This window comes from Streptomyces sp. NPDC107654, assembly GCF_055639035.1.
Window position 1 is genome coordinate 92636 of sequence record NZ_JBVKBI010000026.1, and the last position, 14458, is coordinate 107093.

General features: G+C 67.4%; 12 protein-coding genes and 2 pseudogenes. 6 read left to right on the forward strand and 8 right to left on the reverse strand.

From position 1 onward, the window contains the following. Positions 1-77 precede the first annotated feature (77 nt). Positions 78-447: pseudogene (locus tag ACZ7N4_RS32835) on the reverse strand (IS701 family transposase); the annotation flags it as partial. A 465-nt stretch (positions 448-912) separates the two neighbouring features. On the opposite strand from ACZ7N4_RS32835, the gene ACZ7N4_RS32840 reads away from it, so the two are divergent. The 6 genes and pseudogenes from ACZ7N4_RS32840 (at position 913) to ACZ7N4_RS32865 (ending at position 6884) form a co-directional block, all read left to right on the forward strand. Further along, on the forward strand, positions 913-1473 hold the full coding sequence (locus ACZ7N4_RS32840; RefSeq protein ID WP_471365845.1) for a GNAT family N-acetyltransferase: 561 nt from the start codon (positions 913-915) through the stop codon (positions 1471-1473). Positions 1474-1822: 349 nt separating this feature from the next. After that, positions 1823-2578: pseudogene (gene istA, locus ACZ7N4_RS32845) on the forward strand (IS21 family transposase); the annotation flags it as partial. Then, entirely contained in the window at positions 2579-3106 is a 528-nt protein-coding gene (locus tag ACZ7N4_RS32850) for a Mu transposase domain-containing protein (protein WP_471365888.1), read from the forward strand. A gap of 127 nt (positions 3107-3233) precedes the next feature. Continuing rightward, the gene (locus ACZ7N4_RS32855) at positions 3234-4277 is read left to right on the forward strand and encodes a ketoacyl-ACP synthase III family protein (RefSeq protein ID WP_471365848.1); all 1044 of its coding nucleotides are present in this window, start codon (positions 3234-3236) and stop codon (positions 4275-4277) included. A gap of 280 nt (positions 4278-4557) precedes the next feature. Continuing rightward, on the forward strand, positions 4558-5691 hold the full coding sequence (locus ACZ7N4_RS32860; RefSeq protein WP_471365851.1) for a methyltransferase: 1134 nt from the start codon (positions 4558-4560) through the stop codon (positions 5689-5691). Next, positions 5688-6884, forward strand: coding sequence for a hypothetical protein (locus ACZ7N4_RS32865; RefSeq protein WP_471365854.1), 1197 nt, complete (start codon positions 5688-5690; stop codon positions 6882-6884). Before ACZ7N4_RS32860 ends, ACZ7N4_RS32865 begins: the two co-directional genes overlap by 4 nt. Here the strand turns inward: ACZ7N4_RS32865 and ACZ7N4_RS32870 are convergent. From ACZ7N4_RS32870 to ACZ7N4_RS32900, 7 genes are all read right to left on the reverse strand, one after another. Continuing rightward, positions 6875-7654 carry a hypothetical protein gene (locus ACZ7N4_RS32870; protein WP_471365857.1) on the reverse strand — a complete coding sequence of 260 codons (780 nt, stop codon included), beginning with the start codon at positions 7652-7654 and terminating at the stop codon, positions 6875-6877. The two genes, ACZ7N4_RS32865 and ACZ7N4_RS32870, sit on opposite strands and share 10 nt — an antisense overlap. Positions 7655-7819: 165 nt before the next feature. Beyond that, complete coding sequence (locus tag ACZ7N4_RS32875) at positions 7820-8239, reverse strand: UvrD-helicase domain-containing protein (protein WP_471365861.1); 420 nt, start codon at positions 8237-8239, stop codon at positions 7820-7822. Between the two features lie 36 nt (positions 8240-8275). Further along, on the reverse strand, positions 8276-8833 hold the full coding sequence (locus ACZ7N4_RS32880) for a UvrD-helicase domain-containing protein (RefSeq protein WP_471365867.1): 558 nt from the start codon (positions 8831-8833) through the stop codon (positions 8276-8278). Continuing rightward, entirely contained in the window at positions 8830-9996 is a 1167-nt protein-coding gene (locus ACZ7N4_RS32885) for an ATP-dependent nuclease (RefSeq protein WP_471365871.1), read from the reverse strand. Before ACZ7N4_RS32885 ends, ACZ7N4_RS32880 begins: the two co-directional genes overlap by 4 nt. Further along, a complete protein-coding gene (locus tag ACZ7N4_RS32890) occupies positions 9909-10289 on the reverse strand; it encodes a hypothetical protein (protein WP_471365891.1) in 381 nt (126 codons plus the stop codon). Before ACZ7N4_RS32890 ends, ACZ7N4_RS32885 begins: the two co-directional genes overlap by 88 nt. Further along, on the reverse strand, positions 10211-10714 hold the full coding sequence (locus ACZ7N4_RS32895) for an AAA family ATPase (RefSeq protein ID WP_471365874.1): 504 nt from the start codon (positions 10712-10714) through the stop codon (positions 10211-10213). Before ACZ7N4_RS32895 ends, ACZ7N4_RS32890 begins: the two co-directional genes overlap by 79 nt. 113 nt (positions 10715-10827) lie before the next feature. After that, positions 10828-13545 (reverse strand): helicase associated domain-containing protein, encoded by a 2718-nt coding sequence (locus ACZ7N4_RS32900; protein ID WP_471365878.1) that lies wholly within the window; start codon positions 13543-13545, stop codon positions 10828-10830. Positions 13546-14458: the final 913 nt, after the last annotated feature.

Sequence of the window (14458 nt, forward strand, 5' to 3'; positions counted from 1 at the left end):
TTGTCGTCGGCGGCGCCAGCGTGACCAGTGCAGGATGTGCTCGACGGGTGGGGGCCGGCGGTTGGTGAGGCGGGTGATCAGCCGTCGGATCTCGGCGAGGCTGAGGTGGATGAGCTGGGAGGATCCGTTTCTGCTTTCCCGGCGTCCAGTTCGCGGGCCCGCAGGACGGTCAGGCAGGCGTGAGCGGCCATCGCGAGGGTCATGTGCCGGTGCCATCCGGGATAACGGCGGACCTGGCCGTTATCCAGACCGCATTCCTGCTTCGCGCTCTGGAAGCACTCCTCGATGGCCCACCTGCTGCCCGCGACGCGGACAGCTCGTCCAGCGTGGTCTCGGCAGGCAGTAGGCGATGTAGTAGGCCATCTCCTGCGGGCAAGCGACGCTGCGGCGGGCGATCGCCCAGTGGCGGCGATCGGGCCGGTGCCAGGGCCGCACCTCGACGCGGGCAGACCGCACCCTGGTGATTTCCGGCGCCGAGTACAAAGCCTTGCCGCCCCATCCCCACTCCACAGAACTCGCCACGGCCATCCCCGGCGCCCGCCTCGAAGTGCTGCCATGCGTGGGACATCTCGCACCACTCGAAGCACCTGCCGTAGTGGTCGACCTGATCACACAATTCCTGGACCGGGGCTGACTATTGGCCAGTCCGCCAGTCCGCCAGTCCGCCAGTCCGCCAGTGCGGCCAGTCGGCGAAGGCGGCCTGCCGCCGGTTTCTGAGGTGAGGGGCTGTTGTAGGCCGCTTCCCCGGGCATGGTGCGGTTGTTTGTAAGCACTTCTTTGGGCGCCAGCGCACCAGCGTTTCGTGGCTCCATGACGTACGAAGTTGATCTGGCTCCACCGGTATGACAAGGCAGTTCAGGCCAGGGTCAGGAGGGCCTGTGCATCGCATCTGGCGGCGTGATCGAATAGGGGATGACTTCGTTCTGGACTGGTAAGCGGGTACGTCTGCGCGGTATCGAGCCCGAGGACTGGACGGCGTTCGTGGGCTTTGCCGTCGATGAGGAGCGGTCGGGTGACCTGCTGCATCCGCCTCGGTCTGCCGAGGGGTTCCGCGCCTGGGCGAAGGAACAGGCTGTCGCGAAGTCCGATGGTGACTGCTTCACTTTGGCCGTCGAAGCCGTGGACACGGGGCAGATCGTCGGGGCTGTCGGCTCCCACTACGCAGATCCGCGGGCGGGGCGGTTCGAGTACGGCATCACGATGGGTGCTGGGCACCGGCGCAAGGGCTACGCGGCAGAAGCCGTGGTGATGCTGCTGCGATTCATGTTCGCCGAGCGGCGATACCACAAGTGCGAGGCGCGGATCTTCGCGCACAACGAGGCATCGCTGGCACTGCATCGCCGTCTTGGCTTCGCCGAGGAAGGGCGCCTGCGCGATCACGTGTTCTCTGCCAGCCGACACCACGATCTCGTCGTCATGGGCATACTCGCCGACGAGTTTGCGGAGATGCACTCGATGAGCGAACTTGAGTGAACGCTGAGCCTCCGGGAGCAGAGTGAGGCTGCGGCAGCCTACCGACGACCTGCCCTCTTTGAAGTGAATGCGCTGCTCCGTCCGCCCGGCGACGGCAGGGTTTGTGCGTCGATCACGGTCATGTCGGAGGCCGTGTTGCTTGATCACGGTCATGTCGGGAGGCCGGGATGGGTTTGTCGCGGACGGAACTGTTCGCTGCGATCCGGAGGGACAAGCGTCTTGATCCGGAACTGTCACAGCGGGTTCTGGCGGAAAAGTACGAAGTCCATCGCCGGACGGTGAGGCAGGCCCTTCTGTCTGTTGTTCCGCCTCCGCGGAAGAAGCCAGTGCCACGGGTCACCGTCCTGGACCCGGCCAAGCCGTGATCCGCGCGATGCGGCGGGAAGACGCGAGTGCGCCGCGCAAGCAGAAGCACACGGCCCGCCGGATCCATCAGCGTCTTGCCCAGGAGTACGACTTCGACCTGGTGTCGTACTCCACGGTCTGTGACTACGTGCTGGCCAGGCGCCCTCAGATCGAGGCCGAGGTACTGGAAGGCCGCCGGCACCTGACGGGCATGGTCCCGCAGGTCCACCTTCCCGGCGAGGAAGCCGAGGTCGATGTCGCCGACGTCTGGGTCCGCCTGGCAGGCCAGGTCGTCAAGTGCCACCTGTTCACGCTGCGACTGTCGTACTCGGGCAAGGCCGTCCACCGCATCTATGCCTCGCAGGCGCAAGAGTCCTTCATGGAACGGCACGTCGAGGCGTTCAACGTCCTGGGAGGCGTGCCGACCAAGCACATCCGCTACGACAATCTGAAACCAGCGGTCAATCGCATCTGCACCGGCCGCAGCCGCATTGAGTCCGAGCGATGGGTGTCCTTCCGGGCCCGTTACGGCTTCGACGCCTTCTACTGCATTCCTGGCGAGGACGGCGCCCACGAGAAGGGCGGAGTCGAGCACGAGGGCGGCCGCTTCCGCCGCACCCACCTGGTCCCGGTTCCCGAGGTCACCACGCTGGAGGAGCTGAACGCGAAGATCGCCGAGATCGACGCGGTCGTGGACGAACAGATCCTCGCGGGCAGGCTGACCACTGTCGGCTTCAACTTCTTCACCGAAACGGACCAGTTGGCGCCGCTGGCGCTGGAGGAGTTCGAGTGCGGCATCACCATGACGCCGAAGGTCGACCGGAGCAGCCGGATCACCGTTCGGCAGTGCCACTACTCGGTGCCGGCCCGCTTCATCGGTCAGAACGTGCGGATGCTGTTGCGGGGCAATGAACTCCTCGTCTTCGAACGGCGGGAGATCGTCGCCCGGCACCCGCGGCTGACCCGCCGGGGCGACTTCCGGGACGAACTCGACCACTACCTGGAGATTCTCCTGGCCAAGCCTGGGGCGATGGCCGGCTCGACCGCGCTGGTCACCGCCCGTCAGAACGGCTCGTTCACCGAGGTTCACGAAGCGTTCTGGGCCGCCGCCCGAGCGTCGAACTCCCTGCGTGCCAAGTCGACTTGGTTAAGCGATCACGGGGGGCGCATGTGCACGATGACTGATATGGCGAAGGCCACCCGGGTCACCCGCCGCACCAGTGCGGCCCCCCGATGCCGGCCTTCTTCGCTCTCGACAGCATTTAGGTGCCTCGTGGCGAGAGTCTGAGGCGCTTTCCGGCGGGTGCACCGCTCTGCTGAGGCCACCCGGACGTCGCCACCTCCGGCATGCCCCGGGACCGTTCCATCACCCGACCCACACCACTTTCGGCCGAGCCGGCCAGGGAGACGTGAACATGCTCTGGAACGACATTTACGTAGATGCGGCGGCGTGCCGACTGGGCCGACGTGAGGACGTCCACCAGGCAGCGGCCGAGGGCCGCTACGACCCCGCCGAGTGCGAGGCCGACGATCTCGTGAGCGTCAGTGTCGTGGATGACGCGAGCCACGCCGACATGGCCGTGGACGCCGCCAGGCTCGCGGTGAGCCGGAGCCGGGCCGCCGACGAGGATTTCACCCTCGTTGTGCACGTCACCAGCGGCGGTTTCCAGGGACTGGACCACTGGACACCCGCCTCATACATCCAGGCCCGCACCGTCGGTGGCCGAGCCCCGGCGATCCAGCTCCAGCAGGCGTCCAACGGTGGCCTCGGCGCGCTCGACCTCGTCGCGGCACACCTGGCCGCACGCCCCGCACCCGCCGCCGCGCTCATCACCACCAGTGACAAGTACCACCTGCCGATGTTCGACCGGTACCGCTCGGACAAGGGAGCGCCACGCGGGGACGGCGCGACCGCGCTGGTCCTGACCCGCGGTTCGGGCATCGCCCGACTACTGTCCACCGTGGTGATCGCCGACACCGCTTTCGAGGGCACGTACCGGGGGACGAGGCCGTGGGAGGGCATCGCGGGTGAACAGGGATGGCCGGTCAGCCTGCGACAGCGTCTCAAGGAGTACCTGATCGGCGGCGGCGACGTGGCGGACGTGGCCAGGGCCCTCGGCGCGGGCAAGCAGGCCTCGATGCTGGAGGCGATGAGTGAGGCGGGCGTCGACATTAAGGACGTCGCCCGGTTCGTATACCCCCACTCCGGGGCCACGTTTTTCGACTGGGACGCGCTCAAGGAGGTCGCCGGAGTCGAGGTTGAGCAGACCAACTGGGAACTGGGCCGCCGCCTTGGTCACCTCGGCGCGGGTGATCAGTTCGCCGGGCTCGCCGACCTGCTGGAGAGCAACGCCGTCAAACTCGGCGACAAGGTTGTGCTGTCCAGCGTCGGCCACGGGCTCAACTTCGGCGCCGCCGTTCTGGAGATCGTGTCCGAGCCGCAGTGGTCGTACGCGTGAGGCCGATAGACGGAGTCCCGCAGGCGAATCCTGACATTACATCAGTGCGGCGGATACGTGAGCGTGGTGGACACCGGTGGCAGGGAGCTCGCCACGCTCACGGCCATGCCCCGCTCGACGCGTATCCGTCGTCGAGCAACGACTGCACGGTCGATGGGCAGGATGATGCGTTCCAGGAGCAGGGCGTGCTCTCCGCCCTGTTGACCAGCGTCGGCCGGTCCGCCGGGCGGCACCAGGAGGCCGTCGTCGACCGGGCGACTTTGATCGAGGAACTGCGCGCGTGTGGGACCTGAAGGCGGACCATGCCTGCGCCGTTGCCGACACGGCCGTCCACGACTTCCGTCTCTCCGATGCCTGCACACCGCCGAAGCACGCCGGCCGTGTCGCCGGCGTAACGGGACATCGACCAAGGAAATCAATGAGCGACATCCTTGACCAAGCCATGTTCGGACTGTTCTCGACTCATGCCCTCTATCTGGCTGACAGGCACGGTGTCTTCACGCACCTGATCCAGGGCGGGCCGGCAAGACCGGAAGCCGTCGCCACGGCGCGCAATCTCGACGAGGAGACAGTGGAACGGCTGCTGCTGTTCCTCTCCTCCGTGTCCGTCGTCGAGCGCGGCGCCGACGGAACCTATGCGGTCGCCGATGCACTGGCGCCCGCGTTCAACCTCAGGAGCCCTCGCTACATCGGCGGTTTCCTGCGTCATCTGGTCACCAACACGACCACCCAGTTGCGCAAGCTGGATGACTACTTGGAGAAGGGGAAGGAGACCGTCGACGCAGAGGCGCCGTCTCCTTTCGAGGTGATCTACCACGACGAGGAGTCGACCCGGACCTTCCTGGAAGCGATGTGGCAGTTAAGCTTCCATCCGTCGCTGGAGCTCACCCGGCTGGCGGAACTGGCGGACGTCCGCCATCTGGTCGACGTCGGCGGTGCCAGTGGTGCGTTCGCGGTGGCAGCGCTGGACCGATACCCGGACCTGCGTGCCACGGTGTTCGACCTGCCCCAGGTGGGTCCACATCTCGAACGAACTCGCAGAGAGCACGGGTTGGGTGACCGGCTCACCTTCGCTCCCGGGGACTTCTTCGTGGACCCGCTGCCGCCGGCGGACTGCTTCTCCTTCGGGTACATCTTCTCCGATTGGAAGGACGAGACCTGCCTCGATCTGCTGCGCAAGGCATACGAGGCATCCGCTGAGGGCGGGCGCGTCCTGGTGATGGAGCGGCTCTTCGAGGACGACGGAGGACCGCTGGCCACCGCCGCCATGAACCTTGCCATGCACGTGGAGGTGGAGGGCCGCCATCGCACGTCGGCGGAGTATTCCGCTCTGCTGCGGAAGGCGGGCTTCACCGAATGCGTCGTACGCCGCTCCAGCTGGGACAAGCACCTTGTAATGGGGCGGAAGATATGACCGAGGCCCCTCAGGTCGCCCCGCCCGAGCGTCGCCCAGGGCACACCGATGCCGTCCTGCTCCCTCACCAGCACGAACTGGCACAGCTCCAGCGGCTGCGCGGCCGAGCTCATCTGCGGCCCGACGAGGTCGAGATGCTCGCCGCCGCGCACGACGCCCTCTCACCGCTGCGCACCGACGAGGACGCAGAGGTTGTGCGGCTGCTGACCCGCCCGCTCAGCAGGGAGCTGGAGATACCGGAGTACTTCCGTTACACCTGCCTGCACGCCTACGGCTGGTTCCTCGACAACTTTCCCAACGATCCAGCCATTGGTGCGCTGTGCGCGCTGTACGTCACTCTGGGAGACCTGCTCGCCGTGGAGCGTGACGCCTCGGCGCAGGGCAAGGGGCCCGACTCCGCCGATGAGCGCATCGCCAGGCTGAAGCAAAGCATCACCGCGGTGAGGGGGACGCTGGTCGATCCGGTCCTCGGCACGTCCGTCGGCCACGTCATCGACCGAGCGTCGACCGAAGCGGACCTGGCCCGCCGCTCGGCTCTGCTTGCCGAGTGCACCCGCTTCCCGCGCTCCGTTGAGCACGAGGAGCATGTCTTCCTGCGCGTGGTTCAGTCCTGCGAGCTGTTGTTCTTCCTTGTACGGCACCTCGCCCTGGAGGTCGTCGTCGCGGCGGAGCAGTTTCCCGTGTGGGCCGCCGCCCGACTGACGCTGGGCGCGGAGTGCGCACTGCATCTCAACCGTGTGCTGCACATCCTAAGGACACTCACACCCGAAGCGTTCATGTCTTTTAGGGAAGCCACCGGCGCAGCCAGCGCCGTCCAGTCGCTGAATTACCACGCCATGGAGATCTCGGTCTACGGCTATGATCCGCGCAAGGCGGACATTTTTGACTCGATCGGCCATTTACGGGTGTTCACGTGGGATAGCATCAAGCGCTATCGCCCGCTCGCTGCAGTCCTTGCTGCCGTACCCGACGAACGACTGGCGAAGGGCTGGCACGCGCTGGACCGGTCGTTGTCCAAGTGGCGGGGCGCCCACTATCGGTTCGCCCGGAACTACCTGGACGAAGGCAAACCGGCCTCCGGCGGCACCGAGGGGGCGAGCTACGTCAAGAAGTTCGTCAAGAAGGATGCCTGCGTCGCGGGAACCGATCGGCACATCGGTCTGGCCCTGCTGCCCGGCTTCCTCTACCGCTGAGAGTCCCTCCTCGCCTGGTCGGGGAAGACGACCGCGTCCCGCCCCACGATCCGCCACCGCTCCAGATCACCACCGGCATCCCCACCCGCGACCTGGTGCAGGCGCCGCGGCCAGATCGTCTCCCGCTCCCACTGCAGCGCCTGCTCCCACCACCGGGCCACCACCGCCTGCGCCAGCGCGAACACCCGCTCCGGCTCCGCGCCGGCCCGTACCGCCCGCCGCCTATCCGAGACCCACCGCCGCTGCGCCGCCACCACCTCCGGCAGGCCACGCAGATCCAGATACTCCAGCGGCTGGTCGGCATCCGCGTCCAGCAGCCACCGCCCATGCCGAACACTCACCCGATCCCACCGCGAGGCGTACCGCATCGCCCGGAAAGCCGTCCCCGTGCGCCGGGCCGCGCACAGCCGGCAGCCGAACGCCACGGGACCGGCCACCGCACCACCGGTCCGCCACAGCCCCACCGGATCGTCATCTTCGGCACGCAGCCGTGCGTCCTCCTCTCCCCAGGACGGCAACGCCCGCGCCAGTACGTCCTCCTCCACGCCGCACAGGTCTTCCAGGAGCTGACGCCCGGCTGCGTTCAGCAGCACCTCGGCGTCGGCCCGCGCGCCTCCGCCCTCATGGCCAGGCGGGTAGTTGCGCCACTTCCAGCACGCCCGCAGCGCTTTTGCTTCCAGCCCGTAGCGGCTCGCGATACGGCAGATCAGCGACGAAGTCGTCTCCCTTCGCAGAGGAGCAATCCGCAGAGGGCTGGTGTAGCAGGTCACTCCACCATGGTCTCGTGTTCCGCGATCCGCGCGGGGGTGAGGCAACGAATGTCCATCCTGGCCTTGCCAACCACAGATGGGTGTCTCACCGTACGACGGCGGTGGGCGCCGTTCCGCCGTCGGCCCACACATTCCCGGTCCCAAACCTCTGGCCCAGGACAGGGGTTAGGCGATGCGGACTGGCACCCGGTGCCCACCCAGCAGGTTCGCCAGTGCCTCGGTCTCTTCCTCGGGCAGGGCGATGGCGGCCAGGCGGCGGGCGCGGGTGACGGCGACGTACCAGATGCGCAGCACCTCGTCGGTGGCTGGGTCCGAGGTGGCCCAGCGCTGGACGCTCCCGGGATCGGGCAGCAACAGCAGGACCCCGTCGGCTTCGTCGCCCTTGAGCTGATGGTAGATGGCCTGGTCCGGGTCGCCGACGAGGACCAGCGGCAGGCCGGCGTCGTGCAGTAGCTGGAGGATCGCCAGGTCGGCGGCGGAGCAGTCCTGCGCCTCATCGACGACGGCTTCCGAGAAGCGGGAGCGCAGCGGGGCCAGCAATCTGGCGGAGGCCTCGGCGTTGCGCAGGTTCCACAGGGCCAGCACCCGCGCCTCGTGCCCGGTGAAGTAGCCCTGTTCGCATCACGACTTGCGGGTGGCGAAGATCTTCTCCTGCCATGCCGGTCGGCTGTAGGCGCTGGCCTCGATGAGCTGCCGGGTGTCGTAGTCGAGTTTGTCCCAGACCACCGACTCGCGCGCCGGATCCTGCGACGGGTCCAAGGCCATGGGGAAACGGTGCAGGGAGATCTCCCGGTCCACGCCCTCCACCGGGGCCTTGATGCTCGCCCACGACTCCACCAGCCGGGGCACGGGCTCGGCCGCGCGCCGGGGCTTGACCAGGAACTCCCACAAGAACGAGTCGAGCGTGCCGATGAAGTGCGGTGCCTGGACCAGGTCGGCGCGGCCCGCCTGGCGGCAGCGGCGGGCCATCTGATCCCGCGCCACCCGCGTGAAGGAGATCAAGGCCCGACCCTGGCGCAGCAGCTGCCTAGGTGACTGCAGATGCCGGCTGGTGATCACATGCGTCTTGCCCGCGCCTGGGCAGGCGGGCATGTAGGCGGGGGCGGCCGCGGCCGTCGCGGTCTTCTGCTGCGCCTCGGCGTCGGCCCACATCACCCCTGGATGGCTCGGCTCGCTCATGGCGTGCTCACCCCAGCGGTGCTGTCGGTGGCGGTGATGAAGCGGATGGCGTCCGCGAGGTAGGCGGCCACGGTGAATCCCACTGTCGGATCGGCCAGCACATCGGCGAGTTCCTGGGCGAACCGACCTTTGGAGATCTCGGTGCCCTTCAGGATCTCCCCGTCTGTGCCGGTGATGGTCCGGTTGGTCTTCGGGATGAACAGCTCCCCGAACGCCAGGGCTGGATCCGCCGCCTTAACGACCTGCTCCCAGCGTTCCTGCGAGCGCGGCGCACAGCGCAAGAACGCAGCCTCCAGCGCAGCGATGTTGTCGGCCGACCACAGGGCTGGTTCCAGCGTCCGGGGTGCCGCGGCCAGGTACAGCTCACCAGGAGAGCCCCAGCGCAGCGGAAGCGCCCGCAGCGACTGCAATCGGCGCGGTTCCGGCTGATCGGGTGCCACGTCCGTGTCAGTGATCAGCGCCACCCGCCGCCCCAGGCTCATACCGTCCACGGGCGCCAGAAGCACCCGCAGGTAGACCTCGAACCCGACGCCGTCCACGATCACCCGGGTGGTCCCGAAGAACCGTTCCAGCGCTTCGGACGCCTCCCGGGCCGCCGGGCCACTGACACCAGCACCGGCGGCAAGGACACGCTCGGCCAGGGCAGGCAGTAGAAGAAGCTCTGAGATGCCCTCAACCAGGATCGCCCGTGAGGCGAACAGCAGGGCACTCTTCGTGGCATCCAGGTAGCGATCCAGATGCCGCACCCGGTCCGGGCTCAGACGCAGCCGCGGAATGGGCAAGGGCCGTGCCTGCCAGCCGTCGGAGTCGGACAGCCCGGCCGGGCACCGGGCCATGACCACCAGATTCTCCACACTGGCCGCAGCCGACAGGATCGGGGAGTGGGTGGTGACCACAACTTGCAGATGCCCGGCAGGCTGGGACGGGTCACTGGCAGGCCGGCGGCGCGAGGCCCGCGCCCGCTGCTGCAGATAGCGCAGCAGCAGCGTCTGCAGCTGCGGATGCAGGTGCGCCTCAGGCTCCTCGACCAGCAGCACGGTCAGGTCAGCCTCCGCTGCCGCGTCCAGTTCTGCCATCACCGTGGCGATGAACAGGGCGTTGGCGTAGCCCAGTCCCGAAGCCGATAGCGGAAACGGCTGGCCGGTGGCATCACCCAGCAGCACTCGCAGCGACCGGGCGATCGATACGAAGGGGGCTCGGCCAGGGCCAGTTCAGTCACCTGAGGATGCGCACCCACGGTCAGGTCCCGCAGCGGCTCGTTGATCTTCTCGCTGACCCTGGCCACATCCGGGTCTGCCGCCACCTTCTTCAGCTCGGTGCCGATCCGCTCCACGAAGGCATCGACCTGCTCGTCGTCCCCCAGCAGCCCGCGCAGGATCATCCGCACCCGGTCCCCGCCCGCCGAGGCCAGCTCCCGCTCCGCGTCGCGCAGCGCGGGCAGGTAGACATGCCGCACACCCCCGCGCGCGGGAGGCTCGATTGTGACGGGGAGGCCCACGCCTTGTGCCCAGACGGTGCTCCCCGGCGGCCGCCCGGCTGCGGTGGCATCCAGGACACCTGCCACCGCGCTGTACGGCTGTCGGGGGTTCCCTCGGGCAGCAGCGCCTCCAGATACGCTCCGCTGTGCTGCGGGCCTATGCCGACCACATCCATCTGCAGGCTGGGGCCGCCCAGTGCGGCCGCGGCCGTGAGGATGTCGGCTTCCTCGAAGTAGCGCATTCGGCGGCCGTCCAGGGGGTCTGTGAGCAGTCGGAGCGCATCGATCACGGAAGACTTGCCCGCGTTGTTCTCTCCGACCAGCACCGTCACTTCTGGCCGCAGCGGGATCTGTGCCCGCTCGCACGATCGAAATCGCTCTACCAACACCTCGGCTACGTACACCGCTCGCCCCCCACCTGGCCTGTCACCTAGAGCAACAGTGATCAGATGATCGTATGCACTGCATGACGTGGTCTGCCCGCTGTTTCAGCACCTATTGCGCAACGACGTAGCGGTCAGGGGCTGTCCGTGGTGGCATCGGCGGCCAGCACCGCGCCCGCCCACTGCATGCCCAGTTCCGCGAGGGCGGCGAGTTGGTTGGCGTCCAGCCGGCCCCTCCTCGATTTCGTGTTCGAAATCCATACGCCCAGCTTCACCGCCACCGGTTCCGTCTCGCCGTCGACCGCGATCTCCTCAGCGTGGCCGCGCGGTACAGGTCGGGCGCCTTCCCGCTCGACCCACTGCGTGAGGGCCGCGAGCCCGCGCTGAAACGCCTGGTGCGCCTTGCTCGGGCCCTTCGTCACACGCGTTGCTACAGGGGCCGGAGGCGGCGTCTCGGCGGGCTGCACGCCCAGCCCGGACAGTCGCTCCTGCTGCTCGGTCGACAGCTGGGCCCAGGTGCCCGGGTTCCTCTGCCGCGCGAGCCACTTGCCCAGGTCATCGCCCTCGAACAGCACGCCGGGTGCGATGTCGGGGAGTTGGCCGTCGGCGTCGACGAGGTCGGCGAGGACGCGGTAGTGGCGTTGCCAGTTGAGCGGCCAGGGGCAGTTCCAGTCCGGGTCGATCTCCGTGAGCTGCGCCGCTCGCTCCGGGTCCTTGCCCAGGCCGTTCTTCGCGCCCTTCCTGCGGAGGTTGGCCATGTGCTGCCCGATGGGCACCATCGCCTCGCCCTCGCCCCACACCGCGTCCTGACGCGGCGCGAGGTGCCCGGTCGCCCGCCGGTAGGACCGGAGCGCGGCCAGCTTGGCCTCCCACGCTTCCTCGCCCGGCTCCCAGAGCATCCCGGCCTCCGGCGCGTCCAGGAGGACCTTGCGCCGCTCCTCCAGCTCCCCGGCCCGCAGCGTTTTCCGCTGCTGGTGCACCCACCGCCCAAGCGGAAACGCCTTCGTCGCCCCGACCTCGACCTCAACGTCGTAGGGCACGGCGTAGACGCCGGTGATCTCATTCTCCGCCCGCCACCGGAGCAGGGCCTGGTAGCCCTCCAGCCACACCAGCGACTCTGGCCGGTAGACCCGGGTGCGCAGGAAGGCTGCGATGGTCGCCGCGTCGCGCGGGCTGGAGAAGTGGAGCAGGGCGGACTCGGCAGCGGCGTCGGTGTCGTCCTCCTGGTCCTCGCCGTCGCCCTCGCCGCCGGCCCCGACGATCCGCCCGTCCTCATCGCGCTGGAGGTGGACCTTGCGCTTGCCGCTGGTGAGGGCGCGGGAGGCGAGCTGCTCGACCAGACGCTCATCATGCGAGCGGAGGCCCTGAAGGACCGCTACAAGGGGGCGGAACGAGGCGCTGGCAACCATGTCGGACGGGTCCTCGCCGGGCTCTAGGAACACCGGCACGATGATCCTGGCCACCTTGGTGGAGCCGTCCTTGTTGAGCCTCAGCGCGCGGCCGATGTTCTGCACGATCTCCACCTGCGAGCCGCGGGTGTCCGCGAAGCAGACGGCCTCCACGCCCCGCTCGCCGGTGATGTCCACCCCTTCACCGAGTACGCGAACGCTGGCGAGGAACGCGCGGTGCACCCGGCGCCCGGCTGAGTCGATGCCGTTTGCGAACTGGCGGATGACTTCGCGCCGCTCGGTCACAAGGTGGTCGCCGCACAGCCACGCCGACCACACCCGGTCCGGGGGTACGTGGCGGCCGGCCTCGAGTTCGTAGAACTCGGCGTCGATGGAGGACTTCGGCAGCTTGCCGGCGGCGGCCAGGTCATCGTCCGTGGCTTCGTTGACGTACAGCTCGGCAGCCGTCTCCGGCAGCTTCTCTGCGAACGCCGCGGCCTCCTCCACCTTCTGGTGGAAGGTCATGACCGTACGCAGGTTGTACGCCGCGGCGTGCTCCAGGAGTGCGGTCTGCAGGAGCGCCAGGCGCCGGCCGCGCCGCGCCTCCTCCGATTCCCCGAGAACGGGGGAGGGGTCGCGGATCTCCAGCACGTCGATCTCGAACCCGGCGAGGATTTCGCGCTCGATCGCCTCCGAGAGCCCGAGTTCTGCGATCCACGCGCCGTAGGTCCCGTTCGGGTCGTCGGTCATGGTCGCGAGTTCCACCTCCTGGCCGTCCGCGCCCTTCTGCGGCCGGGGTGCGGCGAGGATGCGCGGGGTCGCGGTCAGGTAGAGCCGGAAGTCCGCCGGGATCCGGGTGTTGTCGTGGATCGCCGCCCACGGACGTCCAAGATCACCGGCGGTTCCGTGTGCCTCGTCCACGATGGCGAGGTCGAAGCCCGCCATGCGCTGGCCGTAGAGCCGGTCTCCGCCCGCCAGAGCAGCTTCCAGCGGCCCGCGGACCTTCCGCTGACCCTCTGGTGCGTCGATGTCCTCGCGGTCCACGAGAGAGGCGTATGTGGCGAACATGACCACCGGCCCCTTCCCGGCCCACAGGGCGAGTTGAATCGGGTTGGTGGTGGTGCGCACCCCGAGCTCGTTGAGTACCGGGTCGTTCTCCAGTGAGCACACCGCGACCATCGGGGCCCGGTGACCGACCAGGCGCCATGCCTGGGCGGTCTGCACGAGCAGGTCCAGTGTTGGCACGGTGACAAGGATGCGTCCAGAGGGGAAGCACTCCAGTGCGCACGAGGCCGCTGTGATCGTTTTGCCCGACCCGGTTGCCGACACGATGGTCCCCCGGAAGCCGCGCGCGGGCACAGACGATCTTGCAGAGAAATCAGATCCAAACCAAGCGCGGAATTTCCTTTTCTGGTCCAGCTGATGTGGACGAAGAATAACTGGACTACGTCCCGTTGAGAACATGATCACTTCCCCCGTGAGATGTGTGCTGCGACTGTCAGTTCTTGCAGCTCCACGTGACGCCTGGCGTACGCCAACGGTACATGCTGCATCAGTAGCTGGATGACCAGCGGAGACCCTCTCAGCCGAAATGAGAGATTGCCGCAATTGTAGGTAGGGCGGTCACCCCAAGCCGTTTCTACATTTCTCACAGAGGGCATTCTGGCCCTTACGGAGGGTATTGACCTGGGGATCTGACCAGCGTAGAGTAGTAGTTAACAAGCGCGGGGAGCATGTCCTTGCACAAGCTTCAAGCACCCAGAAGGGACTTGATATCAATGAATCATTCACAGAATAGGAACCTAGATAGATGCGTGACAAGTTTTGGTGCATTATTGAGATAATCTTCGGATTTTGCAGTTTGACTTTAGATGTTCTAGCAGTGGCTGGAGTTGCGCCTATTGCGATAGGAGTTATAGGTCTCGCATTTCCTGTCTACCACTTTGTGCGTATTGTCATGAACAAGAAGTAGTGACTACTGTCTTGAGGACACCCCCTGATGGGAGTCCTCAAGTTCTCCCAATGGTACATGCTGCATCAACTTGAGGCAGCATGTACGCTGATTCCGACACGAACAAGCAACCCCACCCTCTAGCCAGCCTGACCCGCGCCAGCGGGCCTAACGGTCCTGGAGGCACAGCCGGAAGGACCTTCAGGCGGGGGAGCGCAGCGGACCCGCCGGCCCGGTAGCGAGACGAAGTCCCGCCCAGTCCGGGAGCGAAGCGGACGGACCGTCAACCGCATTGCGTAGCAATGCGGTTGAGCGGGTGGCGCAGCCACCCGCCAGCGCTCCCGCGGAGCGGGAGCGCAACCCCCCGCGCGCAGCGCGGGGGGTTCGCTTGCACATCGCGCAGCGATGTGGTACCCGCTCCGCGGG